Raw genomic sequence first — 24,801 nt, 5'->3', positions numbered from 1 at the left:
TTTGAGGAGTTTTATCTTGCCTATGCTTTGAGTATTTACATGGGGTTATTTTTGTGGTCGGTTTTTTTGTTGAGTGAAAGTTATTTGTTTCACCGAAAATCGCTGACACTAAAGCGAAATTTAAACCTTTTGGTCGGTATTCCGGTTTTTGTTTTTATAGTGGGAAGCTTTATCCTTTTTTGGAAAGCTCTTCATCTTTAATCTCAATTTTTCGAAAAGCCTTTCCTATATTTTCTATGACATCCGAAATCAGCATACTTTCCTCACTTTGGGTTTCCAAGGTAATATCAGCAGCTAATCCGTGGAAGAAAACTCCCAAACAAGCGGCTTGTAAAGGTTCATAGCCTTGTGCTAAAAAAGAAGTAATCATTCCGGTTAACGCGTCGCCAGAACCGCCTTTTGCTAAGCCTGAATTTCCGGTAGTGTTTTGAAAATGTTGGTTACCGTTCGTAATGAAAGTTTGGCTGCTTTTTAAAACGATGATCAGATTCAATTCGGTTGCTTTTTGGATGGCTGTTTGTTGTCTCTCGTTGTTATGAGCGTGCTGACCAAACATGTAATCGAATTCTTTTTCGTGTGGTGTTAAGATGGAATTGGGAAGAATTTTAGAAAATAGTTTCGAATTATTGGCTAAAATGGTCAGTGCATCAGCATCTAAAACCATCGGCAATTTGGTATTTTCTAAAAGTGTAACCAATTTTCTTTCCGCCGACTTATCGATTCCTAAACCCGGGCCGATACCGAAAGCCGTAAACTTTTCCAATGAAAGGTTTCCTTCTCTAAACGCAATCATGACCTCCGGAATCGCAGCAAAAATCGCTTGACGTTCTTTTTTAGGAATGTTTAAGGTAACCAAACCTGCGCCGCTTCTTAAACAAGCTTTGGCGGCAATAATAGCTGCACCCATTTTTGATTTACTACCGGCTATGAGTAAAGCATGGCCGTGATGACCTTTATGAGCCTCCGGATTTCGCTTTTTAAAAAAAGTTTGAATAGTATGTAAATCGAGAGTCTTCATCAATCCTGAACGATGAAATGTTTGGGATCTTCTTTTTTAAATTCAGGCTGAATATTGATATGATTGATGTTAAATTGGTGAAACAACACTTGTTCTACTTCATGTAAAAGCTCGTTGAATTCGCTCATTCTAATATCTTCAGAACAATCTAAATGCGCTTCGAGGTGCAATTCTTCGTCATTAAGATGCCAAACATGGATGTGGTGTAATTTTTTAACACCCGGAATTTTATGCACTTCGCGAACCAATTCTTTAATATCTATAAAATCAGGTGTAAATAACATTAACATTTTGGTGGATTCTACTAACAATTGTACACCAACCACAATTAAATAAACCGCAATAATAATAGTCATCAAACTATCTACCCAAAACCAATCGTAAAATTTCATTAATAATCCGCCAACCAATACAGCTACCGACGCCATCATATCGGTTAACAAATGCAAATAAGCCGATTTCATATTGAGATTGTGCTCAGCATCTTTTCGTAGAAAAATAACAGAAACACCATTGACTATTATGCCTAACAAAGCCAACCAAATTACTAAACCTGACTCTATAGGATGCGGGTTTACAAATCGTTCAACAGCTCCGTAAATTAAGATTAAGGCAACAATAACTAAAGTGGAAGCATTGACAAATGCAGCTATTAATTCGGCTCTTTTATAACCGAAAGTATTGTTGATAGATGCTTTTCTTCTGGATAATTTGTGGGCAATATAACTAAAAACCAAGGAAAGTACATCAGAAAAATTGTGTAAGGCATCGGAGATTAGCGCTAAACTACCCGAGATAATTCCACCCACAATTTGAGCTATGGTAATCAATAAATTCAAAACAATGGAAATCATTAAATTACTTCCTTTGACTTCGTGTTTGTGTATGTGAATTTCGCTCATGGCTAATTATTGGTGTGGGCGTAAATTTGAAATCCTAACTGTAAATAAGCATAGCCTATCGGAAGATTAAGTGACATTAAAAACAAAGTGGTCATTATTGATTTTTTCTCTTTTTTATTTTTGAACAAAAGCCTTATCAACGATGCAGAAACTATAGTGTTCAGAAGAAAAAAAGAAATAATAAAGAACAAGCTAATAAAAATCATTCCACTAAAAGCCGTTAAATAATAAAGTATAACAATTAAGCTTCCTGTTAAAAAAGTGACTAGTGCCGTTTTCCGACCAAAATTATTATACTCTATTACGGTTTTCGGATACATAAAGTTTACTGACAAGCTATTTTATTGACCCTGTTAGCGTGTCTTCCACCTTCAAAATCAGTATTTAAAAAGGTTTCCACCATGTCAACCGCTTGTTGAATAGAAGTGTAACGTGCCGGGATACTAATAATATTAGCATCATTATGTTGACGAGCCAAAGCAGCAATTTCTTTAGTCCAACACAAAGCCGAGCGTATACCCTGGTGTTTGTTAACCGTCATATTAATCCCATTTCCAGAACCGCAAATTACGATACCGAAATCGGCTTTACCGGTTTCAACATCATTTGCTACAGGATGACCAAAATCAGGATAATCCACACTGTCAAAAGTGTCGGTTCCATGGTTTACTAATTGGTAACCATTTTGTTCTAAATAAGCTACAATCGCTTTTTTATAATCCGGTCCGGCGTGATCGTTTCCGATAGAGATTTTCATAGAGTATGTTGTGTTATGGGTTGCACAAATTTACGGAAACTATTGATTGAATGTTTACTTAATTGTAACTGATTGATTTTTAAAAAGTAAGCAAAACACTATTTTAAGATAATTATATAACTAATTGAAAATCATTAGATAAATTTCAATATAAATGTTAAAATTATACGATGTTAATAGCATTTTGCAAATCATTGATAATCAGTTAACTTTAAATTAACACCAATTGTTAACAACTTTGGATAGAAAATCAGAAGTTTTTGGCGCTTGTATTTCTTTTTTTTTAATCCAAAATTGGATTGGAAAAATCAAATTTAGTTTTGGCTTTTTTTAGAAAAATTATAAGCAAAAAAAAGTAGGTTTTCAACAATTATCAACAACTAAACTTATTAAAAAAAGTTGTGTATTTTTGACTGTTAACAACTGTTAATAAAAACTAAATTTTAATTCATTTTAAGGCTTTTAGATTATAAAGTTGTTGTTAATTTCTCTGTATAAATCGGTATAACTTTTTAAAAAAATAAAATAACTAAAAGTTATGCGTGAAATTAACAAGCTATAATAACCATCATAAATTTTAAATTTTTAAAAATTCATTTTTCTTGTTTTTAGTACTTGTTGAAAACTTCCAAGATTTATACAATTTTCAAATGATTATTTAGGTCGTTTAAAATACTCTGTACTTTTTCTATATCGTTGGGATGTACTTTTAATCGAATACCGCCGTAGGCCAAAGTCGCTAGAGGATCAATAGCTATTAAGTTTTCGTTATGGAATAAATACGGAATACCTTCGCGATCTAAAACCGATTTCAATACGGTGATTTCATGGACGAAGTTGAAAGTGGCTATGGTTACAAATTCAGTCATTTTGTACGTTTTGCTAAAGGTAGTGAATGTTAGATTTATATTAAAACTCATAACTTATAACTCATAACTTATAACTATTTCGTAATTTTCAACATTAATTAGAAATGATACAATGAGTAAGAAACCAAAAAAGTTCGGAAAGAAAACCAAAACCTTTTCCGAAAAGATTTTTAAAATACTGTCTAAAAATCCAAATAAACCATTCAATTACAAACAAATCGCTGCGATATTAGAACTCGACGATACTAAAAGTCGGAATGAAATTATTAAAGATTTAAAAGTTCTTGCAGCACAAAAACTGATTATCGAATCGGAACCCGGAAAGTATTTGGTGAAAGCCAGTAGCCAAAAATACTACGAAGGAACGATTGATATGACGTCACGCAAAACCGCCTATTTTGTTTGCGACGAGTTAGAGCACGATGTTTTTGTCCCATTTGTAAATCTGAATCACGCTTTAGATGGTGATATAGTCAAAGCCTATGTGTACGACCGAAGAAGTTCCAGAAAACCGGAGGCGGAAGTATTGGAAATTTTAGAGCGCCACAAAGAAGAATTTGTTGGCGTAATTGATATTCAGAAGAATTTTGGCTTTGTGACGACTGCCAATGCTAAAATGTACACCGATATTTTTATACCAAAAAATAAGTTAGGCGATGCCCAACATGGTGATGTTGTATTGGTTAAACTCGAAGATTGGCCGGTTAAAGCTGATTCGCCTTTTGGTTCAGTGATAAAAGTACTGGGAAAACCGGGCGAACACAACACCGAAATTCACGCGATTTTAGCCGAATATGGCTTACCATACGATTTTCCTATAGAAGTTGAAGCTTTTGCTAATAAAATAGATACTTCTATTACGCCGGAAGAAATTGCTAAACGACGCGATATGCGTAAGGTTTTAACCTTTACCATTGACCCTAAAGATGCGAAAGATTTTGATGATGCCTTGTCGTTTCAAGTCTTAGAAAACGGTAATTACGAAATTGGTGTTCATATTGCCGATGTATCGCATTACGTGAAAGAAGGTACTATTTTAGATGACGAAGCTTATAACCGAGCTACATCTGTGTATTTGGTTGACCGAGTGGTTCCGATGTTGCCTGAAGTATTGTCGAATTTCGCTTGTTCGTTGCGACCCAATGAAGAAAAATATACGTTTTCTGCTGTATTTGAATTAACACCGAAGGCCGAAGTAGTCAACCAATGGTTTGGTCGTACTGTGATTTATTCTGATCAGCGATTTGCTTATGAAGAAGCACAAAGTATTATTGAAACGCAATCTGATTTAATACCGGCTGAAGTTTCTCTAACCGGAAAATCCTATCAAGCTCCGAAGCCAATAGTAGAAGCCACCTTGAAGTTAGATGAATTAGCTAAAATTCTTCGTAGAAAACGAATGGCTGCCGGTGCGATATCCTTTGATAAAGTGGAAGTAAAATTCAACTTAAACGAAGCAGCTGAACCCGTTGGTGTATTTTTCAAAGTGTCGAAAGATGCCAATCATTTGATTGAAGAATTCATGTTGTTGGCCAACCGAAAAGTAGCGGAATTTATAGGCAAACAAAAGAAAACCTTTGTGTACCGAATTCACGATGAACCTAATGAAGATAAGTTGATGAATTTACAAACAGTAATTTCTAAATTCGGTTATACGATTAACATGAAATCGAAGCAAGATATTTCGAAATCATTGAACAATTTATTGAACGAAGTCAACGGTAAAAAAGAACAAAACTTAGTTGATACGTTAACCATCCGAAGTATGAGTAAAGCAGTGTATTCTACCGAAAATATTGGTCATTACGGATTAGCATTCGATTTCTATAGTCATTTTACTTCACCTATTCGTCGTTATCCCGATGTAATGGCACACCGATTGTTACAACATTATTTAGATGGCGGTAAAAGTGTAAACCAAGAAGATTACGAAGCTAAATGTGCACATTCCAGCGATATGGAAGCTTTAGCGGCTCAGGCTGAAAGAGATTCGGTGAAATACATGCAGGTGAAATACATGCAAGACCATAAAGATCAGGAGTTTTTAGGTGTAATTTCCGGTGTAACCGAATGGGGAATTTATGTGGAAATTATAGAAAACAAATGTGAAGGTATGGTTCGCATCCGAGAAATCAAGGAAGATTATTATGTGTTTGATGAAAAGCAATACGCTTTAGTAGGACAGGTTTCCAAAGCTTTATTACAGCTTGGAGACGAAGTATATGTCAAAGTTAAAAATGCCGATTTAGTAAAAAAACAATTGGATTTTCATTTTATAAGAAGAAACGAATAGTATGAAAAATGTAGTGTACAGTGCATTGTTTTTCAGTGCCTTATCTTTCGGACAAGTTGAAAAAAATGTGGGTGATTTTGATAAAGTTACCGCTTTCGATCAGATTGATGTTTTGTTGGTTAAAAGCAACGAAAACAAAGTCATTATTAATGGTAAAGAAGCTAGCGAAGTTGAATTGGTCAACAAAAGTGGTGAGCTTAAAATAAGAATGCCGCTGACGAAACTATTGGGCGGAGATCATATTTCAGTTACGGTTTTCTTTAAAAATATTTCAGCTGTTGAAGCCAATGAAGGTTCAAGAATTGCTTGTGGCGATCATATAAAAACGTTGACTTTTGATGTCAATGCCAAAGAAGGTTCTGAGGTTAAAATGAAGCTTGAAACCCAAAAATTTTCAGCCAGAATTGCCAATGGCTCTAAAGTTATCATTGAAGGAAATGCTGATAATCAAGATGTTTTAGTGAATTCAGGCGGTATTTTCGAAGCTCAACAATTCAAAACAAAGCAAACTACTATTACTGCCAATGCCGGTGGCGAAGCGAATATTTTTGCTACAGATATAGTAGAGGCTAAAGTCAGAGCCGGTGGCGATATTACCATTTACGGCAAACCGAAACAGATCAATCAAAAAGTCATAGCCGGCGGAACGATACAAGAAGCCAAGTAGCATTTTTTTTAGATTTTTCAAATTTAATGCTAACTTGCAGTGTCAAAATTCAAACCATGATTTTTTTAAACGATATTTTATCCGCCATACCGCTTGGTTTTTTCCTGAGTTTTATGATTGGTCCTGTATTTTTTGTTCTCCTGGAAACCAGTGTAGTCAAAGGATTCAGAGCGGCTGTGATGTTTGATTTAGGTGTGGTTTTAGCGGATATTATATTTATTCTGATTGCTTTTTTCAGTAGTTATCGTTTGATTCAAAGCATTAAAGACGATCCGGCTTTGTTTATTTTTGGTGGATTGGTTATGCTGACTTACGGTATCATTTCTTTTATAAAAAACAAGAAGGAATCTAAAAAAATTATAGATGAAATCGATCCTAAAGTATTGGCTAAAACCAATTATTTTTCCCTTTTCATCAAAGGTTTTTTTCTAAACTTTATCAATATTGGTGTCCTTGGTTTTTGGTTGGCTATCTTAATTACAATAGGTCCGCAATTAGAATTACAAGCCTCTCGAATGATTACTTTTTTTGCGACTTTGATCATTGTTTATTTCATCACCGATTTATTTAAAATAATACTAGCCAAACAATTACGAAGTAAACTGAATCCTAAAAATATCCTTTTAATCAAGAAAGTTATCAGTATTGCATTAATTATTTGTGGTGTCGTTTTACTGTCACAGGCTTGGTTCCCTAAAGAACAAAAAATAGTAAATTCTGCTATTGAAAAGTTAGAAGAACAAGAATAAATACTTGCCAAAAAATAAAAAACCTCAGATTTTATTCTGAGGTTTTTTATTTTTCTTTCAATCTATTTTCAAACAATTCTTTCTAAAAGTTAACCATAAAAAAACCTCTAAGTTTGCTTCACCAGTCGCGATGCTCGTGTCCTTTAAAATTTAGAGTCATTGTCCGGATTCAAACCCAATCTTTACTTAATTTTCCTAAAAATTAACCATAAAAAAACCTCCAAGTTTGCTTCGCTAGTCGCAATGCTCGTGTCCTTTAAGATTTAGAGTCGTTGTCCGGATTCGAACCCTTTCTTTACTTAATTTTTTCTAAAAATTAACCATAAAAAAAGCTCTCTTTTAGAGAGCTTAATTAAGAGGCATCGTCCGGATTCGAACCGGAGTATACGGTTTTGCAGACCGGTGCCTAGCCACTCGGCCACGATGCCAGTTGGACGGCAAATATACTAAAAAAGTTAAAAGGCAATAAGCAAAAGCTAAAAAGTTTTCTATTATTCCTATGTACTTCCAACTTTGGAATTTGTACTTAACTTCTGTACTCTTCCAATTCAATAGTAACTGCTTCAACATCACCGCCTATTGGTGGATTGAGTTTGGAAACTGCTAATACAATTCGGGAAACGGATGGAATTTCTTTAAAGATTCTGGTTACGATTCGCTGTGCTACATGTTCTAATAATTTTGAACGAATTGCCATTTCTTCCACAACAATCTTGTTTAAAAGAACATAATCTACTGTGTCTTTCAAGTCATCACTTACCGATGATTTTCTTAAATCGGTTTTCACTTCCAAGTCCACTCTGTAATCTGAACCAATGCGACCTTCTTCTTCCAAACAGCCGTGAAACGAAAAAGTCCTGATATTTTGTAATTTAATTGTTCCCATAGGTTAAGTTTCTGGTTTCGAGTTGTTAGTTTTAAGTTGTTTGGATGTAAACAAACTTACAATCCGTAACTTGTAACTCGTAACGTTTTTAATATCTTTGCTAAAATTACAAAAATAATGGCAACAGAAGAGAAGTCACTTAATTTCCTCGAACAAATTATTGAAGAAGATTTGAAAAACGGTTTGTCGAAAGACAAATTGCGTTTTCGTTTTCCGCCGGAACCTAACGGGTATTTACACGTTGGTCATGCCAGTGCGATTTGTTTAAACTTTGGTTTAGGAATTGATTATCAGGCGCCTGTAAATTTGCGTTTTGATGATACCAATCCCGCCAAAGAAGAGCAGGAATATGTTGATGCTATTAAAAAAGATATCGAATGGTTAGGTTATCAATGGGCTAACGAATGTTATGCTTCTGATTATTTCCAACAATTATACGATTGGGCTGTAGAGTTCATCAAGAAAGGAAAGGCCTATGTAGACAGCCAAACTTCTGAAGAAATGGCCAAACAAAAAGGGACACCAACGCAAGTCGGAACCAATTCTCCTTACCGAGATCGTTCAGTGGAAGAGAATTTAGACCTTTTTGAACGAATGAAAAATGGCGAATTTGAAGAGGGAACGCACATTTTACGTGCTAAAATCGACATGGCTTCTCCCAATATGTTGATGCGTGATCCAATTATGTATCGCATCTTAAAAAAGCACCATCACCGTACAGGAAATGATTGGTGTATTTATCCAATGTATGACTGGGCACACGGCGAAAGTGATTATTTAGAACAGATTTCTCACTCGTTTTGTACACTTGAATTTTTACCGCATCGTGAGTTATACGACTGGTTTTTAGACCAAGTGTACGATGAGGCTAAAGTACGTCCGAAACAAAGAGAATTCGCCAGAAGAAATTTATCACACACGGTGGTTTCTAAACGTAAGCTATTGCAATTGGTTGAAGAAAAGCATGTTAGTGGCTGGGATGATCCTCGAATGAGTACCATTTCCGGAATGCGTCGTCGTGGTTATCCGCCAATGGCTATCCGAAACTTTGCTAAAACCATCGGAATTGCCAAGCGTACCAATTTGATTGATGTTTCGTTATTGGAATTCTGTGTTCGCGAAGAATTAAACAAAACCGCACCCCGTGTAATGGCGGTTTTGAATCCGGTGAAATTGGTCATTACCAATTATCCTGAAGGTCAGGAAGAATGGTTAGAAGCCGAGAATAATCCGGAAGAAGAAGTGATGACCTATAGAAAAGTGCCTTTTTCTAAAGAATTATATATCGAAAGAGAAGATTTTCAGGAAGAAGCCAACAAGAAGTTTTTCCGTCTGACTTTAGGCACGGAAGTGCGTTTAAAAAATGCCTATATCATTAAAGGTGAAAGCGTTATCAAAGACGAAAACGGAAACATTACCGAAATTCATTGTACGTATGACACCGATTCTCGAAGCGGAAGCGGTACAGAAGCGTCTCAAAGAAAAGTAAAAGGAACGATTCACTGGGTTGCTATCAATCATGCTATTCCAGCCGAAGTTCGTGTATACGATCGATTGTTTACCCATGAAAGTCCGGATGGCAACAAAGAAATCGACTTTAAAGAATTTATCAATCCGAATTCATTAGAAGTGATAACTGGTTATGTGGAACCAAGTTTGCAATCGGCTAAAAATTTAGACCAATTCCAATTCCAACGTTTGGGATATTTTTGTGTGGATAAAGATTCGTCAGCCGAAAAATTGGTTTTTAATAAAACAGTTGGCTTAAGAGATACTTGGGCTAAAGTAGAAAGCAAAGAATAATTTCAGTATAGAGAATATAAATAAAAAGCCTGCATAATAGCGGGCTTTTTCTATTATTGTTAAAAATTATAGTTTTTAAAATTTATATAATTTCATCTGATTAAAATCGACCTTCATAAATTGGTTTTATTTGATTTTTAAAAATACTTAAGGTGATTTTATACAGTTAATTGTAAACTTCTTTTACAGCGCTTTAAAATCATTTTTTCTTAATTAACTGCTTTTAGACAAATTTTTCGTAACTTTAAGTCAATTAAAAATTTCAAAATTATGTCTGGAAGAAGTAGCGACAGTGTTTTGGCACTTTTAGCCGGAGCTGCCATCGGAATAGGTATCGGAATTTTGTTTGCGCCTGACAAAGGATCGAAAACTAGAGAAAAAATTAAAAACAGTTTGGACGATTTGAAAGATGAAGTAAAATCCAAATTCAACTCGGCTGAAGAAGAAGCCAAAGAAAAATTTTCTCAAACCAAAGATGAGTTAAAAGAAACCGTTGAAAACTTGTTATCAAAATCAAGTTACAAAGCAGAGGAAGCCATTATTTTTTTAGAAGAAAAATTAGCCGAACTTAAAAAACAAAACGCTAAATTACAGAAGTAATGCCTTTTGATGAAATTAAAGAAAATGTAGAAGATATTCAGCAGAACGCCAAAGCGTACGTAGAAACCAGTTTGGCCTATTATAAACTTTGGGGTTTTAAAGTAGCCATGAAGTCGACCACGTTAATGGTCAAGTTTCTGTTGATTGCCTTGTGTTTGACCATTGTTTTGTTGTTTGTTTCCATTGCTGGAGCTTTAGCCTTAGGGCAATGGTTCAACAGTTATCCGCTCGGTTTTTTGGCTATTGCAGGGTTTTATGCTATTGTTGCAGTATTGTTAACTTTAGTCAAAGACAAAATAGTAGAAGGTCCGATTTTAGAAAAATTCTCCGAAATATTTTTTAACGATTGATTATGCAGCCTAAAAAATATTCATCTTACGCCGAGATTGAGCACGATTTAGAGATTCTGAAATTGGAAAAAGAAATCTATTTCCAAAAGATGAAACTCAGCTATGAGAAAACCAAGGAAAGTGTTTTTCCTTCCGAACCGGCTCAAGGTTTTTATACGGTGTATAAAAAAGTGTTTTCCGGTGCTTTAGGGAGCATTTTAAAGATAGCATTACCGTACATAATCAGTTGGTTTATAAACAGAAAAAGAGGCGATTAAGCCTCTTTTTTTTGTTTTCCCTATGATTAATTAGTAGGTTCTGTTGGGTTTGAAGTATCAGACGGATTGTAATCGGTTGATGTGTGATCATCTTTCTTTTTGATGCGTTTAGGGGTGTTTTTCATCACTTCGCCTACTTGGTTACTGGCAGTAAAACTCGCTACCATATTATTCAACATATCGCTTCCGGCTTGAGGTGAATTCGGCAACAAAATCAAATTCGAGTTTGTGTCGGCACCAATAGCCTGCAATGTATCGTAATGTTGTGTTACTACAATTAAAGCTGAAGCTTCTTGCGAATTGATGCCTACGTTGTTCAATACTTCCACACTTTCTACCAAACCGCGTGCAATTTCTCTTCTTTGATCGGCTATACCTTGACCTTGTAAACGCTTGCTTTCAGCTTCAGCTTTAGCTTTCGCCACAATGCGAATTCTTTGGGCTTCTGATTCAAATTCGGCTGCTGTTTTTTCTCTGTCGGCAGCATTAATTCGGTTCATAGCATTTTTTACCTGCATATCCGGATCAATATCAGTCACCAAGGTGTTGATAATATCGTAACCATACGTCATCATCGCCTCATTTAATTCGCGTTTTACAGCTATAGCGATATCGTCTTTTCTTTCAAAAACATCGTCTAATTTGAGTTTTGGCACTTCGGCACGAACTACGTCAAATACATAAGCGGTGATTTGATCGTGCGGATATTCTAATTTATAGAATGCTTCGTATACTTTTTCTTGGATGACTTTAAACTGAACCGACACTTTCATTTTTACGAATACGTTGTCTTTGGTTTTGGTTTCGATGATGACATCTAATTGTTGAATTCTCAAATTCACGCGACCGGCAATTCGGTCAATTACAGGAATTTTAAGTTGCAAACCCGAGTTTCGGATGCTCAAAAATTTACCGAATCGTTCTACGACTACAGCCGTTTGTTGCTTTACAGTAAAAAAGCAAGAGAACAGAAAAAGAACACCAAATACAATTGGGATAATAATAAATTCCATAATGTTGTAAATTTTAGAGTTTAAAATAGGTTGTACGAAAATATATGTAAGTTTGTTACAAATTAACAATCAACTTTACATGAACAAAAAACTTATCGCCCTTTTGTTATTTGCCACGACATTAGGTTACGCACAATACGGGAACAGAGACGGAAACCGTATTGGAATTTCAGCCGGAATTTCTCAGACAACTTTATTTACCAATAATTTTAAAACTTCTCCAGGTATGGGTTTTGCGGGAGGACTTTCGGTTCGCGGCAACTATTACAACAATTGGAGTATGATTTACGGAATGCAATTTTTCAGCAACAACTTTTCGTTGAAATCCTCTTTAAATCAAGATATTAAGTATAATATTCAAGGCGTTCAAGTACGGGTTTTGTTCAGTTACAATGTAGTGGAAGACCATGTTTCTCTGGATTTTGGTCCGGTGTTACAAATCAACGGAAAACTCAAAGTGGATCCCACCGATGAAAACCGAATTTTAAAAGGAACTTTATTAACTGCCAATCAAATTGTAGATATTTCGCCGGTAAGCGGTAATTTTTACTTGGGTTGCTCGGCCGGAAGCCGAACGTTAAGAGCGGTGATTTTTTACGAATACGGATTTATCAATATCTTAAATAAACTCAACAAAGACGATGCTTTAAAAGCGTTGAATAATGGCGATAAATTCAAAGGGAATTTAGGAAGTATTAACGGCCAAGTCATTATCAATTTATAAAAAAAGCCCCGAATTTCGGGGCTTTTCTTTTATAATGTTGCAATCGCTTTTTCTAATCGCTTGATGGTTTCTTCTTTTCCAATCAATTCCACGATATCAAAAAGATGTGGTCCTTTGAGCGCGCCAACCAAACTCAAACGGAAGGGTTGCATTACTTTTCCCATACCAATCTCGTTTTTAGTCATCCAATCTTTCACTATGGTTTCGATGTTGACAGAGGTAAAATCGCCTATATTTTTCAATACCGATATCAATTGTTGCATCAAATGTGGCGTATCTTCTTTCCAGTTTTTAGCGGCTTTTTCATCATAAGCCGTAGGCGCTACAAAGAAATAATCGGCCAAATCCCAAAACTCCGAGACAAAGTTGGCTCGTTCTTTTATCAAAGCAGTAATCTTTGTCATTTCGACAAAGGAGAAATCACATTTCCCTAATTTTTCAATTACATCTTTCTCAAAAACCTCTGCTAAACTTGCATCACTTTGTTGTTGTAAATAGTGGTGATTGAACCATTTGTTTTTCTCAGGATCAAATTTGGCTCCGGCTTTGTGCACACGATTCAAATCGAATTTTTGCGCCAATTCTTCCAAAGAAAAGATTTCCTGGTCGGTGCCGTCATTCCAACCTAATAAGGCTAAAAAGTTAACTACTGCTTCCGGGAAAAATCCTTTTTCTCTGTAACCTGACGAAACACCTTCTTCGCTTTTCCATTCTAACGGAAATACCGGAAAGCCCATTTTATCGCCATCGCGTTTGGATAATTTTCCGTTTCCGATAGGTTTTAATATCAGCGGTAAATGTGCAAATTCAGGCGCTTCCCAACCAAAGGCTTTGTATAATAAACTGTGCAAAGGCAAACTCGGCAACCATTCTTCTCCGCGAATTACGTGTGAAGTTTCCATTAAATGGTCGTCTACAATATTGGCTAAATGGTACGTTGGCATACCATCCGACTTAAACAGTACTTTATCGTCTAACAAATTCGTTTCAAACTTCAAATCGCCGCGAATAATATCGTGTAAATGCAAAGTTTCATTTACCGGCGTTTTAAAACGAATCACATACGCTTCTCCATTAGCAATTCTTTTTTCGGTTTCTGTTGCCGAAATAACTAATGAAGTGTCTAATTTTTCACGGTTGTGCCAATTGTAAATAAAGGTTTTCCCTTCGGATTCGTGTTGTTTTCTGTGATTGTCTAAGGCTTCGGCTGTGTCAAAAGCATAGTAAGCCCAGCCTGAATTTACCAACTGATCCGCATATTGTTTGTACAAATGCTTTCTTTCGCTTTGGCGATAAGGTCCGAATTTTTCATTTTTCCCAACGGTTTCACTCGGCGCAATGCCTAACCATTCCAAAGCTTCAAAGATGTATTGCTCCGCTCCGGGAACAAAACGATTTTGGTCGGTATCTTCAATTCGCAAATAGAATACACCGTTGTGCTTTTTGGCAAATAAATAATTAAATAAGGCGGTTCTCACGCCGCCAATGTGCAATGGTCCGGTTGGACTGGGAGCAAAACGAACTCTAACTGGTCTTGACATTTTAATAAATTTTCGGCAAAGATAAACAGAAGTTGGAAGTTGGAAGTTAGAAGTTGGAAGTTTTTGATTCGTGTTACCGCTTCATTTTCAAGGCGTTTTCATTGACAAATTTTTAACGTTGGTTATTCGCCAAAAATTGTACATTTATCGGTTATAAAAAAGATTGGCTGAAAATTGGAAAAATCAACCCTTATTTATCAGAAGTTAGAAGACTTTATTCGAAAGTTTTACACCAATGAATTGCTGCGCGGCACTATATTTTTCGTCGGCATTGGTTTGCTGTATTTTATTTTCACGCTTTTTGTTGAATTTTTTTTGTGGCTGAAACCAACAGCACGAACCGTTTTGTTTGTGCTTTTTGTGGTGGTAGAATTGTTTCTGTTACTGCGATTTATCCTTTTTCCATTGTTTAAGCTATTCAAATTGCAAAAGGGAATTGATTACAACCAAGCGTCCAACATTATCGGAAATCATTTCAATGAAGTAGGCGATAAGCTAACCAACTTTTTACAATTGTCACAAGACCGAAACCAATCGGAACTCCTTTTAGCTTCGATTGAACAAAAAGCGGCTACTTTGCAACCTATACCTTTTGGCAACGCCATTAACTTAGGGAAGAATAAGAAATATTTGCCCTTGGCTGTGATTCCGATTTTATTTTTTTTGTTTTTTCTGATTTCGGGCAAAGGCGAGATTTTATCACAAAGTTTCAATCGTGTGGTAAACTTCAAACAACAATTTACACCGCCGGCACCTTTTGAAATTGTGTTAGTAAACAATAATTTGCAAACCGAGCAAAACAAAGATTTCTTAGTGAAAGTTAAAACCGTTGGTAAAGTAGTTCCGGAAAACGCTATGATTTTTATAGGCGATGAAAGTTACTTTATGGAAACTACCAAAGCCGGAGAATTCGAATTCGTTATTCCGAAACCATCCGAAGATATTGCATTTCACATTGAAGCAAATGAAGTCAGTTCGCACGATTATGAACTGAAAGTGGTTACTGTTCCGTCGATAGCCAATTTCGAAATGATTTTAAATTTCCCGAGTTATTTGAATAAAAAACCGGAGATAATCAAAGGTACCGGAAACGCCGTTATTCCTGAAGGCACCAAAGTGACTTGGCGCATGAATACCTTAGCGACGCAAAAAGTGGATTGGGTGAATGATTTTAATCGATTTACTTTTGCGAAACAAAACAATGTGTTCACGTTGTCGAAAAGCATTTTGCATAATGTGGATTATCAAATTCTGACTTCCAACAACAAAGTACAGCATTACGAAAAGTTGAATTATCAGATATCTGTCATCAAAGACCAATTTCCAACAATAACAGTAAACAATGCGCCGGATAGTTTAAAAGTCAATAAGAATTATGTTCTCGGACAAGTTTCTGACGATTACGGACTTTCTAAACTGCAAATCGTTTATTATCCTAAGGATAAACCAAACTCAGCTAAAAAAGCGCTAATAAACGTTAAGAAATACGTATACGATCAGTTTGTGTTTGCTTTCCCAAGTAATCTACCGGTGGAAGAAGGTGTTTCATATGAGTATTATTTTGAGATTTTCGATAATGATGCCATTCACAATTTCAAAAGTACCAAGTCTTCTGTATTCAGCAATCGCATCGCTACTGAAACCGAGAAGCAAGACGAAATGTTACAACAACAAAATGACAACATTAATTCGTTAGCCAAATCATTAAAAGCACAAGACAAACAATTGTCTGAAATGGAAAAGTTGCAAAAAATGGGCAAAGAGAAGGACAATTTAGATTATAAAGAACAACAAAAAGTAAACGATTTCATCCAACGTCAAAAACAACAAGATGAAATGATGAAAGAGTTTTCAGAGAAGATGAAAGACAATTTGGAGCAATTCAAAACCGACAAAAAAGACGAGAAAAAAGAGTTGTTACAAGAGCGTTTTGAGAAAACCAAAGAAGAACTGGAAAAGAACAAAAAACTCTTAGACGAATTGCAAAAGCTGAATGATAAAATTAGCAAGGAAGAGCTCTTTGAAAAAATGCAAAAGTTCCAGCAAGCCAGTAAAAATCAAACGAAGAGTTTAGAGCAGTTGGTTGAACTAACCAAGCGTTATTACGTTGAAAAGAAAGCCGAACAAATTGCCAATAAGTTAGACAAACTAGCTGAAAAGCAAGACAAGTTAGCCGATAAATCAGATGAGAATTCAGCGGAGAAGCAAGAAGATATCAAAAAAGAGTTTGATAAACTGCAGCAGGAATTGAACGAGTTAGATAAGGAAAACAAAGAGTTAAAATCTCCCATGGATTTACCTAACACTGATGAGCAGCAAAAGAGCATTGATGAAGACATGAAGAATGCTAAGGAGCAATTGCAAAAACAGCAAAAGGATAAAGCCAAGCCTAAGCAAAAAAGTGCCGCCAAGAAAATGAAACAAATGAGCCAAAAAATGGCCGAGCAAATGCAATCGGGTGATATGGAACAAATGGAAGAAGATGTGGCTATGTTGCGTCAGATTTTGGACAATCTTTTGGCTTATTCTTTTTCACAAGAAGACGTAATGAAGCAATTTAAAAATTTGAAACGCGGCGCTCCGTCTTTCAACAAAAATCTTAAAATCCAACAAGATTTGAAGCAGCAGTTTAAACATGTTGATGACAGCTTATTTGCCATGTCATTGCGCAACCCTAAGATAGCTGAAGATGTTACTAAGGAAATTGGCAACGTTCAATATAATGTTGACAGAGCTCTTGAAAACTTAGCTGAAGCTAATGTCTCCAAAGGAAATTCTCACCAACAATATGCCGTTTCTGCAGCCAATAGATTAGCGGATATGCTTAGTGATGTTCTTAATAGCATGCAAATGTCTCTTCAAATGGACGGACAAGGTCAAGGCAAACCAAAACCCGGTCAAGGACAAGGTTCCGGTATGCAACTTCCTGACATCATTAAGAAGCAAGACGGTCTTGCCGAGAAAATGAAAAAAGGTATGAAAAAAGTCGAAAAACCCGGTGAAGGTGAAGAAGGTAAAGAAGGTGAAAAGCCCGGTCAAGGTCAGCAAGGCAATAAACCCGGCAAAGGACAAAAAGGTGGCCAATCAGGTCAAGGACAAGGAAATGAAAAAGGCGGAGAACAAGGGCAAGACGGCGAAGGCGATGCCAAAGCTATTATGGAAATTTATAAAGAGCAGCAACAGTTGCGTGAAGCTTTAGCAAAGGAGTTAAAGAAACAGGGTGTTGGCGGTAATGGTCAAAGCGCCCTAGATCAAATGAAGCAAATTGAGAAGCAATTATTGAATAAAGGTTTTAATAATGAAACTTTACAGAAGGTTCTCAATCTTAAATATGAACTATTGAAACTTGAAAAAGCAGTCCAACAACAAGGCCAAGACAAAAAGCGTCAATCTGAAACCAATAAGAAAGAATTTAGTAATCAAGCGAATGCTTTGCCAACACGTCTCCAAGAATATTTGAACAGTATTGAGATTTTAAATAGACAAAGCTTACCTTTGCGCTCCAATTTTAACCAGAAGGTTCAAGAATACTTTTTCAAAAATGATTAGTTTTAATTATGAAACCGATTTTGCTTTAGACAACGAAACCGATTTTTCTATTTGGTTGTCTGAAGTCATTAGCTCCGAATTAAAGAACGAAGGTGAGATTAATTATATCTTCTGTGACGACGACTATTTGTTGGAAATAAACCAACAATACCTCGATCATGATACGCTTACGGACATTATCAGCTTTGATTATTCTGTGGGAAATGAACTACATGGCGATATTTTCATCTCAGTAGAACGTGTTCGTGATAACGCTATAGATTTTAATGTTCCTTTTGAGGATGAATTAAAGCGAGTTATGGTTCATGGCGTTTTGCATTATTGTGGTTATAAAGATAAATCTGAAACCGATGAGCTTTTAATGCGTGAGAAAGAAGAAGAAAAAATGAAAATGTTCCACGTGAAACACAATTAGAAAATGTTTTTAGAAAAATACGATACTATTGTTGTGGGTGCCGGTCATGCTGGTTGCGAAGCTGCCGCGTCAGCGGCCAATTTAGGTTGTAAAACTTTATTGGTCACAATGAGTTTGCAAAACATTGCTCAAATGTCTTGCAATCCGGCTATGGGAGGAATTGCAAAAGGTCAAATCGTTCGAGAGATTGATGCTTTGGGTGGTTACTCCGGAATTGTCTCAGACAAAACAGCCGTGCAGTTCAAAATGCTGAACAAATCCAAAGGGCCTGCCATGTGGTCGCCACGCGTTCAAAGTGATCGTATGCGATTTTCTGAAGAATGGCGTTTGATGTTGGAGAGAACACCTAATCTTGATTTCTACCAAGAAATGGTCAAAGGACTTTTGATTAAAAATAACAAGGTTGAAGGCATCGTTACATCACTTGGCATTGAGATCAAAGCCAAAACCGTTATTTTAACCAATGGTACTTTTTTGAATGGTTTGATTCATATTGGCGACAAACAATTTGGTGGTGGTAGAGCAGGAGAAAGCGCCGCTTTTGGTATTACCGAAGATTTGATTAATGTCGGTTTCCAAGCTGGTAGAATGAAAACCGGAACACCTCCCAGAGTAGATGGTCGCTCTTTAGATTATTCTAAAATGCGTGAAGAACCCGGAGATTTAGTGCCGGACAAGTTTTCATATACTGATGAGACCAATCCGTTGACGCATCAATTGCTTTGTCATATGACATATACTTCTAACGAAGTGCATAATATTTTACGCGAAGGATTTGATCGTTCGCCTATGTTTAATGGCAGAATTAAAAGTATCGGACCAAGATATTGTCCCTCTATAGAAGACAAGATTAATCGTTTCGCCGACAAGGAAAGACACCAGCTATTTGTAGAGCCGGAAGGGTGGAATACCGTAGAAGTTTATGTTAATGGATTTTCAACATCATTGCCGGAGGATATTCAGTTTAAAGCATTGCGTTCTGTGGAAGGTTTTGAAAAAGTTAAATTTTTCCGTCCTGGTTACGCGATTGAGTATGATTATTTTCCGCCAACGCAATTAAAACACACTTTAGAGACTAAGTTAGTTGATGGCTTGTATTTTGCAGGGCAAATCAATGGAACAACCGGTTATGAAGAAGCGGCGTCTCAGGGTTTAATGGCCGGAATCAATGCGGCGTTAAAAGTCAAAGATATGGAACCGATGATTCTTCGCAGAGATGAAGCTTACATTGGAGTTCTAATTGACGATTTAATTACTAAAGGAACAGAAGAGCCTTATCGTATGTTTACGTCTCGTGCAGAATACCGAACACTTTTACGTCAGGACAATGCTGATTTCAGATTAACGCCCAAATCTTATGAAATTGGATTAGCTTCTGAAAAGCGAATGCGTCGTATGGAACACAAATTCAATGAAAGTGAAAAGATGGTGAATTTCTTTAAGGAAACCAGTTTGACACACGAAGAAGCTAATCCGATTTTAGTCGAAAAAGATAGTTCTCCCATGACGCAATCGGATAAGATGTTTAAAGTTTTCTCTCGTCCGCAAATTGACTTAGAAGATATACTCAAGTTCGAAAAAGTACAGCAATACATTCAAGATAACGATTTGGATAAAGAAATTATCGAACAAGCCGAAATCCAAGTTAAGTATTCCGGGTATATCGAAAAAGAGAGAAACAATGCCGAAAAGCTAACGCGATTAGAAGATATTAAAATCCCGGAGAATTTTGATTATTATAAAATCAAATCCATGTCGATTGAAGCCAAGCAAAAATTAAGCGCTATTCGTCCGGTGACCATTTCACAAGCTTCGAGAATCAGTGGTGTTTCGCCAGCCGATATTTCGGTTCTGTTGATTTACATGGGTAGATAATTTAAAAACTAATAACCTAATCGTTTTGCGTTCCACGTGAAACTAACTTTGCCAAGCCTTACCAATAAAGAGTTTTATGAGTTTTCAAAACAATATTTTTTTTCAAAAAGTCAAAGATTATTCGGTTTCCAAAGAAATATTCGAATTGCATCACAATCCTGAATATGATCTTTTGATGACCTTTCCAAAACCAAGTTTGGAGAAATTACCGTCATATTATGAAAGCGACGATTATATTTCACATACTGACGGAAAGCGATCCTTGTTTGAAAGAGTGTATCATTTCATCAAAGGCATTGCCCTTAAGAAGAAATTGAAATTAATCAATGCACAATCAGCTAAAGGAAAATTATTAGACATAGGCGCGGGAACTGGTGACTTTTTAGTAGTGGCCAAAAATGACGGTTGGAATATTACCGGAATCGAGCCTAGCGCTAAAGCCAAAGGAATTGCAATTAATAAAGGCGTAAATTTCGCAGATAGTTTATCAGCTTTAGAAAGCCATTCTTTCGACATTATTACCATGTGGCACGTATTAGAACATGTTCCGAATTTAGAAGACTATTTAACCGAATTAAAAAGATTAATAAAACCAAGCGGAACCATAATTATAGCGGTGCCGAATTTTAAATCGTTTGACGCTAATTTTTATGGAAGACATTGGGCAGCTTATGATGTTCCAAGACACATTTGGCATTTCTCCAAAACGGCTATTGAAAAATTATTTGCAGAAAAAGGAATTCAATTAACAGCCGTTTTGCCAATGAAGTTCGATAGTTTTTACGTGAGCTTGCTGTCTGAAAAATATAAAACCGGGCGTATGAATTTCATCAGAGCTTTTTTCGTTGGTTTGAAGTCAAATCTTAACGGAAAGAAAACAAACGAGTATTCTTCGCACATTTATATCCTAAAAAACCAATAAAATCGAAATAAATTGACCTATTTTAATGAAATCGCACTCGGTTAGGCCTTAGGTTATCAAAAACAAGATACTCGTTTAAATCGCTTTATTTGAAGCCAATTTTAATAACATTAGATTATAGCATTTTTAAATTCAATAATTAAATGTTATTCTGGTTTCGGCCTTTTTTTAAGCCTAATTATTGTCTTTATTTTATATTTTTGAAACGAAAATTTAATTTATCAAAATCATAGTGAATAATAAAAATTCACTGTTACCAAAAAAAATCAATTATAAAATCATGAGTAAAAAAACAGTTATCCTTTTTGCATTGGCCATTTCATTTCTATCATGCAATAAAACTACAGAAGTAAAAGAGTTTAAAACCGCTTACATAGACACTTCTAAATTGATGGAAGAATCTACAGAAGCCAAAGACATCGCTGAAAAATACAAAGACAAATCCAAAGTAATGGGCAACCAGTTGGAAGTGGAAGTGAATCGTTTCAAGTCAGAAGCGGCTAATTTTCAAAAAAATGCACAGGCCAACGGACAAGTTTGGGCACAACAAAAAGGCGCTGAATTACAAAGAAGAGAACAAGAATTAAGCTACGCGCAACAAGCGATGTTGCAACAGTTACAAAGCGAGAGCGGAGTTGAAATGGATTCATTAGTAAGTAATTACAGAAAAGTAATCAAAGAATACGGCAAAGAAAAAGGCTATGATTACATCTATGGTACCGGAGATATTGCCTCTGTTTTATATGCTAAAGACAGTTATGATATCACCAAAGAAATCATCAAATTAGTGAATGAAAAATACAAGTCAGCCGACAAAAAAGAAGAGAAACCTGCTGATAAAAAAGAGGAAAAGAAATAGCACACTTTCCTAACCAATCTTCAAAGCGTCTTTTTTAAGACGCTTTTTTGTTGTGTATTGAAACACAATGTTTTACATTTGTATAAGATAAAACTTATAAGCCATGAAATCTGTAACTGCCGAAGCCCAATATGTATTGCAATTCATCAACCAAACCAATTGTTCCGTTTTTCTCACCGGTAAAGCCGGTACCGGCAAGACAACTTTACTTAAAGAAATCATTCAAACGACTCACAAAAACACGGTCGTTGTGGCGCCAACCGGGATAGCCGCATTGAATGCCGGCGGCGTTACGATTCATTCGATGTTCCAGTTGCCTTTCGGGTGTTTTTTACCCGATAATTCTTCGCCGCAATTCACGGATTCTTCCAAGTTTGAAAGTCGATTAACACTTCGAAGACACTTCAAAATGAGCGGCTTAAAAAAGGCCGTAATTCGGAATATGGAATTGCTGATCATCGATGAAGTCAGTATGCTTCGTGCCGATTTATTGGACGCCATGGATTTTATGATGCAAACCGTTCGTAAAAGTAACCAAGCTTTCGGCGGTGTACAAGTCTTATTCATTGGCGATTTGCTCCAGCTTCCGCCAGTGATTCGGGAAGACGAATGGCGAACATTGAGTCACTATTACAAAGGAAAATTCTTTTTTCATGCGCATGTCATCGAGAAAAATCCACCGATTTATATTGAACTATCAAAGATTTTTCGCCAATCAGATGATGCTTTTATTTCTGTCTTGAACAACCTTAGAATCAACAAGATTACTACTAATGACATTCAAGTTTTAAACCAATTTGTCCAGCCTGAATTCGATTTAAAAGCCAATAAAGGTTACATCACTTTAACTACACACAACCACAAAGCTGATACTATTAACGCTCAGTCTTTACAAGATTTACAAGGGGAAACTTTTTTCTTCAGGGCAGATGTAATTGGTGATTTTCCGGATAAAATTTTCCCGTTGGAAGAGAAACTCGAACTGAAAGTGGGCGCTCAGATTATGTTCATTAAAAACGACAGTACTCCGGAAAAGAAATTTTTCAACGGAAAAATGGGGATTATTCAAACCTTGTCGGAGCGAGAAATTTGGGTTCATTTTCCGGAAGAAAACATTACAATAGAAGTCGAAAAATACGTTTGGGAAAATATTCGTTATACCGTAAACGAAAACACTAAAGAGATAGAAGAGGAAGTTTTAGGGACATTTACCCATTATCCCATCAAATTGGCTTGGGCGATTACGGTGCACAAAAGCCAAGGATTAACCTTCGACAAAGCTGCGCTCGATGTAGCCGATGTTTTTTTGCCCGGGCAAGCCTATGTGGCCTTATCGCGTTTGCGTTCGTTAAATGGCCTCGTATTGCTTTCTCCGTTGCAAATGAATGGGATTTCCAGCGACCAAGAAGTGATGAATTACGCTTCTAACAAGGCAGAAAGCGTAACCTTAGAAAATACGTTACATAAAGAAACCAAAAATTTTATCCGTAACTACCTGATTACCGCTTTCGATTGGTCGGTATTGCTCCAAGAATGGCGCAATCATTTGTACAGCTACAACGAAAAAACGGATTTATCGCTCAAAACCCAACACAAAGATTGGGCAATTAAGCAATGGGAAACCTTGCAACAGCTAACAGATCCGTCGCATAAATTTATCGCACAACTGAACAAATTGTTTTCTGAAGAGGTTGATTTTCATTTTGTTAAAAACAGAATTTTTTCGGCTTATGATTATTTTTTCCCGGTACTCGATCAATTAACGCACGACATTCTTTGGCAACTGGAAGTAGTAATCCGAATGAAAAAAGCGAAAGCTTATTTTGAAGAATTAATCATATTGGAAGATATCCAAACCAAAACAGTGATCCGATTAATGAAAGCCAAACAATTGATAGCAACGGTAGCCAACGGCGAAACCATCTCCAAAGAAAGCCTATCTTCGGAAGCCATCAAAACCTATCGATTGACTAAAGCAGAAACTGTTCGTCAAACCTATAAAAACAGTCATCTTTCGCTGATAGACGAAGAAGAGCCATCGCGTTACACTAAGAAGAAAAAGCAAAAAGAACCGAAAAAATCTACGGTTCAGGAAACCTACGAACTTTGGTTACAACAGTATACCATCAAAGAAATTGCAGTAGTAAGAAAGTTAACCGTACAAACCATCAGCTCGCATTTGGCCAAATTAATAGAGACAGAAACCATAGCCATTTCAGCCATTTTGCCGGAAGATAAAATAGCCGCTTTAGCCCAAGCTTTCAAAGATCACAAAGAAGAATCGCTGGGCAGTTTAAAAGAAAAATACGGTGATGAATTTACCTGGGACGAATTGAAAATGTACCAAGCGGCTCGAAAAAGCGGTTTAACTTAACCACCAAACAGCTAAAACCGATGGCACAAAGTAAATGGCAATCGTACGTGCACCGTCGTAATCTTTAGCCAAGCGTTGCCCTAAAAGCAAGAAGATTAAAGTCACCGACGAAAAAATGGCGCCATACAATCCCCAAGTTTTGCCGCCGTTAACCCATAATTCTACACAGCCGACCAAAGTAAAAATGCCGGTCATCAACTCCAAAATGAGTATGATGAACAAAGCCAAAGGCACATTGTTTTTCAAAATGGTTTGGGCAAAATGACCTTTCAACCATTCAACGTTGCCTTTCCAGGCAAATACTTTATCATAAGCCGATTGTACAAAGGTAACCGCTAAAAAAAGTAAGACTAAAATAGAGGCAGTATTGTTCATAGG

Annotated in this window: 22 protein-coding genes and 1 tRNA gene; 14 read left to right on the top strand and 9 right to left on the bottom strand. The window is 36.3% G+C overall.

From position 1 onward, the window contains the following. Window positions 1-169 precede the first annotated feature (169 nt). The 4 genes from Q0M21_RS01890 to Q0M21_RS01875 all read right to left on the bottom strand — a co-directional run bounded on the left by Q0M21_RS01890 (window position 170) and on the right by Q0M21_RS01875 (window position 3,546). Window positions 170-1,018 (bottom strand): NAD(P)H-hydrate dehydratase, encoded by an 849-nt coding sequence (locus tag Q0M21_RS01890; RefSeq protein WP_295334122.1) that lies wholly within the window; start codon window positions 1,016-1,018, stop codon window positions 170-172. Continuing rightward, window positions 1,018-1,920: a cation diffusion facilitator family transporter gene (locus Q0M21_RS01885; RefSeq protein WP_295333915.1), complete on the bottom strand. Its 903-nt coding sequence runs from the start codon at window positions 1,918-1,920 to the stop codon at window positions 1,018-1,020. The genes Q0M21_RS01890 and Q0M21_RS01885 overlap by 1 nt, the downstream gene beginning before the upstream one ends. A 325-nt stretch (window positions 1,921-2,245) precedes the next feature. Next, complete coding sequence (gene rpiB, locus Q0M21_RS01880) at window positions 2,246-2,677, bottom strand: ribose 5-phosphate isomerase B (RefSeq protein ID WP_295333913.1); 432 nt, start codon at window positions 2,675-2,677, stop codon at window positions 2,246-2,248. A gap of 635 nt (window positions 2,678-3,312) precedes the next feature. Continuing rightward, the gene (locus Q0M21_RS01875; RefSeq protein WP_295333911.1) at window positions 3,313-3,546 is read right to left on the bottom strand and encodes a DUF2007 domain-containing protein; all 234 of its coding nucleotides are present in this window, start codon (window positions 3,544-3,546) and stop codon (window positions 3,313-3,315) included. A 112-nt stretch (window positions 3,547-3,658) separates the two neighbouring features. Here Q0M21_RS01875 and rnr point away from each other — a divergent pair, with 112 nt between their 5' ends. Genes rnr through Q0M21_RS01860 form a run of 3 tightly spaced genes read left to right on the top strand, consistent with a single transcriptional unit; the run spans window position 3,659 to window position 7,255 of the window. Then, a complete protein-coding gene (gene rnr / locus Q0M21_RS01870) occupies window positions 3,659-5,839 on the top strand; it encodes a ribonuclease R (RefSeq protein ID WP_295333908.1) in 2,181 nt (726 codons plus the stop codon). Window position 5,840: 1 nt separating this feature from the next. Then, window positions 5,841-6,506: a head GIN domain-containing protein gene (locus tag Q0M21_RS01865; RefSeq protein ID WP_295333905.1), complete on the top strand. Its 666-nt coding sequence runs from the start codon at window positions 5,841-5,843 to the stop codon at window positions 6,504-6,506. Window positions 6,507-6,562: 56 nt separating this feature from the next. Next, the gene (locus tag Q0M21_RS01860; protein ID WP_295333902.1) at window positions 6,563-7,255 is read left to right on the top strand and encodes a LysE family transporter; all 693 of its coding nucleotides are present in this window, start codon (window positions 6,563-6,565) and stop codon (window positions 7,253-7,255) included. A 357-nt stretch (window positions 7,256-7,612) separates the two neighbouring features. On the opposite strand, the gene Q0M21_RS01855 is transcribed toward Q0M21_RS01860, so the two are convergent. Next, window positions 7,613-7,683, bottom strand: a tRNA-Cys gene (locus Q0M21_RS01855). Window positions 7,684-7,781: 98 nt separating this feature from the next. After that, window positions 7,782-8,141 carry a dihydroneopterin aldolase gene (gene folB, locus Q0M21_RS01850; RefSeq protein WP_295333899.1) on the bottom strand — a complete coding sequence of 120 codons (360 nt, stop codon included), beginning with the start codon at window positions 8,139-8,141 and terminating at the stop codon, window positions 7,782-7,784. A 117-nt stretch (window positions 8,142-8,258) separates the two neighbouring features. Between folB and Q0M21_RS01845 the strand changes: the two genes are divergently transcribed. The 4 genes from Q0M21_RS01845 (at window position 8,259) to Q0M21_RS01830 (ending at window position 11,151) form a co-directional block, all read left to right on the top strand. Further along, window positions 8,259-9,944 carry a glutamine--tRNA ligase/YqeY domain fusion protein gene (locus Q0M21_RS01845; RefSeq protein ID WP_295333894.1) on the top strand — a complete coding sequence of 562 codons (1,686 nt, stop codon included), beginning with the start codon at window positions 8,259-8,261 and terminating at the stop codon, window positions 9,942-9,944. A 270-nt stretch (window positions 9,945-10,214) separates the two neighbouring features. After that, the gene (locus Q0M21_RS01840; RefSeq protein WP_295333891.1) at window positions 10,215-10,544 is read left to right on the top strand and encodes a YtxH domain-containing protein; all 330 of its coding nucleotides are present in this window, start codon (window positions 10,215-10,217) and stop codon (window positions 10,542-10,544) included. Continuing rightward, complete coding sequence (locus Q0M21_RS01835) at window positions 10,544-10,894, top strand: competence protein (protein ID WP_295333888.1); 351 nt, start codon at window positions 10,544-10,546, stop codon at window positions 10,892-10,894. The genes Q0M21_RS01840 and Q0M21_RS01835 overlap by 1 nt, the downstream gene beginning before the upstream one ends. Before the next feature lie 2 nt (window positions 10,895-10,896). Beyond that, on the top strand, window positions 10,897-11,151 hold the full coding sequence (locus tag Q0M21_RS01830; RefSeq protein WP_295333885.1) for a DUF6327 family protein: 255 nt from the start codon (window positions 10,897-10,899) through the stop codon (window positions 11,149-11,151). A gap of 26 nt (window positions 11,152-11,177) precedes the next feature. On the opposite strand, the gene Q0M21_RS01825 is transcribed toward Q0M21_RS01830, so the two are convergent. Next, window positions 11,178-12,164, bottom strand: a complete 987-nt coding sequence (locus tag Q0M21_RS01825) for an SPFH domain-containing protein (protein ID WP_295333882.1) — start codon at window positions 12,162-12,164, stop codon at window positions 11,178-11,180. Between the two features lie 79 nt (window positions 12,165-12,243). Here Q0M21_RS01825 and Q0M21_RS01820 point away from each other — a divergent pair, with 79 nt between their 5' ends. Further along, window positions 12,244-12,888, top strand: coding sequence for a PorT family protein (locus Q0M21_RS01820; RefSeq protein WP_295333879.1), 645 nt, complete (start codon window positions 12,244-12,246; stop codon window positions 12,886-12,888). A 29-nt stretch (window positions 12,889-12,917) separates the two neighbouring features. Here the strand turns inward: Q0M21_RS01820 and gltX are convergent, their stop codons facing one another. Further along, a complete protein-coding gene (gene gltX / locus Q0M21_RS01815; RefSeq protein ID WP_295333876.1) occupies window positions 12,918-14,429 on the bottom strand; it encodes a glutamate--tRNA ligase in 1,512 nt (503 codons plus the stop codon). Window positions 14,430-14,603: 174 nt separating this feature from the next. Between gltX and Q0M21_RS01810 the strand changes: the two genes are divergently transcribed. The 6 genes from Q0M21_RS01810 to Q0M21_RS01785 all read left to right on the top strand — a co-directional run bounded on the left by Q0M21_RS01810 (window position 14,604) and on the right by Q0M21_RS01785 (window position 24,423). Then, window positions 14,604-17,978, top strand: coding sequence for a DUF4175 family protein (locus tag Q0M21_RS01810; RefSeq protein WP_295333873.1), 3,375 nt, complete (start codon window positions 14,604-14,606; stop codon window positions 17,976-17,978). Then, the gene (gene ybeY, locus Q0M21_RS01805) at window positions 17,971-18,393 is read left to right on the top strand and encodes an rRNA maturation RNase YbeY (RefSeq protein ID WP_295333871.1); all 423 of its coding nucleotides are present in this window, start codon (window positions 17,971-17,973) and stop codon (window positions 18,391-18,393) included. The genes Q0M21_RS01810 and ybeY overlap by 8 nt, the downstream gene beginning before the upstream one ends. A 3-nt stretch (window positions 18,394-18,396) precedes the next feature. Further along, window positions 18,397-20,268 (top strand): tRNA uridine-5-carboxymethylaminomethyl(34) synthesis enzyme MnmG, encoded by a 1,872-nt coding sequence (gene mnmG / locus Q0M21_RS01800; protein WP_295333869.1) that lies wholly within the window; start codon window positions 18,397-18,399, stop codon window positions 20,266-20,268. 76 nt (window positions 20,269-20,344) lie between these two features. Then, a complete protein-coding gene (locus tag Q0M21_RS01795) occupies window positions 20,345-21,190 on the top strand; it encodes a class I SAM-dependent methyltransferase (protein ID WP_295333867.1) in 846 nt (281 codons plus the stop codon). A gap of 280 nt (window positions 21,191-21,470) precedes the next feature. After that, entirely contained in the window at window positions 21,471-22,049 is a 579-nt protein-coding gene (locus Q0M21_RS01790; RefSeq protein WP_295333864.1) for an OmpH family outer membrane protein, read from the top strand. 103 nt (window positions 22,050-22,152) lie between these two features. Then, window positions 22,153-24,423, top strand: a complete 2,271-nt coding sequence (locus Q0M21_RS01785; protein ID WP_295333861.1) for a helix-turn-helix domain-containing protein — start codon at window positions 22,153-22,155, stop codon at window positions 24,421-24,423. On the opposite strand, the gene Q0M21_RS01780 is transcribed toward Q0M21_RS01785, so the two are convergent. Further along, window positions 24,415-24,798 carry a DoxX family protein gene (locus tag Q0M21_RS01780; protein ID WP_295333859.1) on the bottom strand — a complete coding sequence of 128 codons (384 nt, stop codon included), beginning with the start codon at window positions 24,796-24,798 and terminating at the stop codon, window positions 24,415-24,417. The genes Q0M21_RS01785 and Q0M21_RS01780 overlap by 9 nt on opposite strands. Window positions 24,799-24,801 lie beyond the last annotated feature (3 nt).

Source organism: Flavobacterium sp., from assembly GCF_024710485.1.
Classification (GTDB): domain Bacteria; phylum Bacteroidota; class Bacteroidia; order Flavobacteriales; family Flavobacteriaceae; genus Flavobacterium.
Note: the sequence above shows the minus strand (reverse complement) of the source record. Positions and strands in the feature narration are given on the sequence as shown.

Coding starts and splice junctions, on each gene's coding strand:
- Q0M21_RS01890 (WP_295334122.1), bottom strand. CDS start 1,018: ATGAAGACTCTCGATTTACATACTATTCAAACTTTTTTTAAAAAGCGA.
- Q0M21_RS01885 (WP_295333915.1), bottom strand. CDS start 1,920: ATGAGCGAAATTCACATACACAAACACGAAGTCAAAGGAAGTAATTTA.
- rpiB (WP_295333913.1), bottom strand. CDS start 2,677: ATGAAAATCTCTATCGGAAACGATCACGCCGGACCGGATTATAAAAAA.
- Q0M21_RS01875 (WP_295333911.1), bottom strand. CDS start 3,546: ATGACTGAATTTGTAACCATAGCCACTTTCAACTTCGTCCATGAAATC.
- rnr (WP_295333908.1), top strand. CDS start 3,659: ATGAGTAAGAAACCAAAAAAGTTCGGAAAGAAAACCAAAACCTTTTCC.
- Q0M21_RS01865 (WP_295333905.1), top strand. CDS start 5,841: ATGAAAAATGTAGTGTACAGTGCATTGTTTTTCAGTGCCTTATCTTTC.
- Q0M21_RS01860 (WP_295333902.1), top strand. CDS start 6,563: ATGATTTTTTTAAACGATATTTTATCCGCCATACCGCTTGGTTTTTTC.
- folB (WP_295333899.1), bottom strand. CDS start 8,141: ATGGGAACAATTAAATTACAAAATATCAGGACTTTTTCGTTTCACGGC.
- Q0M21_RS01845 (WP_295333894.1), top strand. CDS start 8,259: ATGGCAACAGAAGAGAAGTCACTTAATTTCCTCGAACAAATTATTGAA.
- Q0M21_RS01840 (WP_295333891.1), top strand. CDS start 10,215: ATGTCTGGAAGAAGTAGCGACAGTGTTTTGGCACTTTTAGCCGGAGCT.
- Q0M21_RS01835 (WP_295333888.1), top strand. CDS start 10,544: ATGCCTTTTGATGAAATTAAAGAAAATGTAGAAGATATTCAGCAGAAC.
- Q0M21_RS01830 (WP_295333885.1), top strand. CDS start 10,897: ATGCAGCCTAAAAAATATTCATCTTACGCCGAGATTGAGCACGATTTA.
- Q0M21_RS01825 (WP_295333882.1), bottom strand. CDS start 12,164: ATGGAATTTATTATTATCCCAATTGTATTTGGTGTTCTTTTTCTGTTC.
- Q0M21_RS01820 (WP_295333879.1), top strand. CDS start 12,244: ATGAACAAAAAACTTATCGCCCTTTTGTTATTTGCCACGACATTAGGT.
- gltX (WP_295333876.1), bottom strand. CDS start 14,429: ATGTCAAGACCAGTTAGAGTTCGTTTTGCTCCCAGTCCAACCGGACCA.
- ybeY (WP_295333871.1), top strand. CDS start 17,971: ATGATTAGTTTTAATTATGAAACCGATTTTGCTTTAGACAACGAAACC.
- mnmG (WP_295333869.1), top strand. CDS start 18,397: ATGTTTTTAGAAAAATACGATACTATTGTTGTGGGTGCCGGTCATGCT.
- Q0M21_RS01795 (WP_295333867.1), top strand. CDS start 20,345: ATGAGTTTTCAAAACAATATTTTTTTTCAAAAAGTCAAAGATTATTCG.
- Q0M21_RS01790 (WP_295333864.1), top strand. CDS start 21,471: ATGAGTAAAAAAACAGTTATCCTTTTTGCATTGGCCATTTCATTTCTA.
- Q0M21_RS01785 (WP_295333861.1), top strand. CDS start 22,153: ATGAAATCTGTAACTGCCGAAGCCCAATATGTATTGCAATTCATCAAC.
- Q0M21_RS01780 (WP_295333859.1), bottom strand. CDS start 24,798: ATGAACAATACTGCCTCTATTTTAGTCTTACTTTTTTTAGCGGTTACC.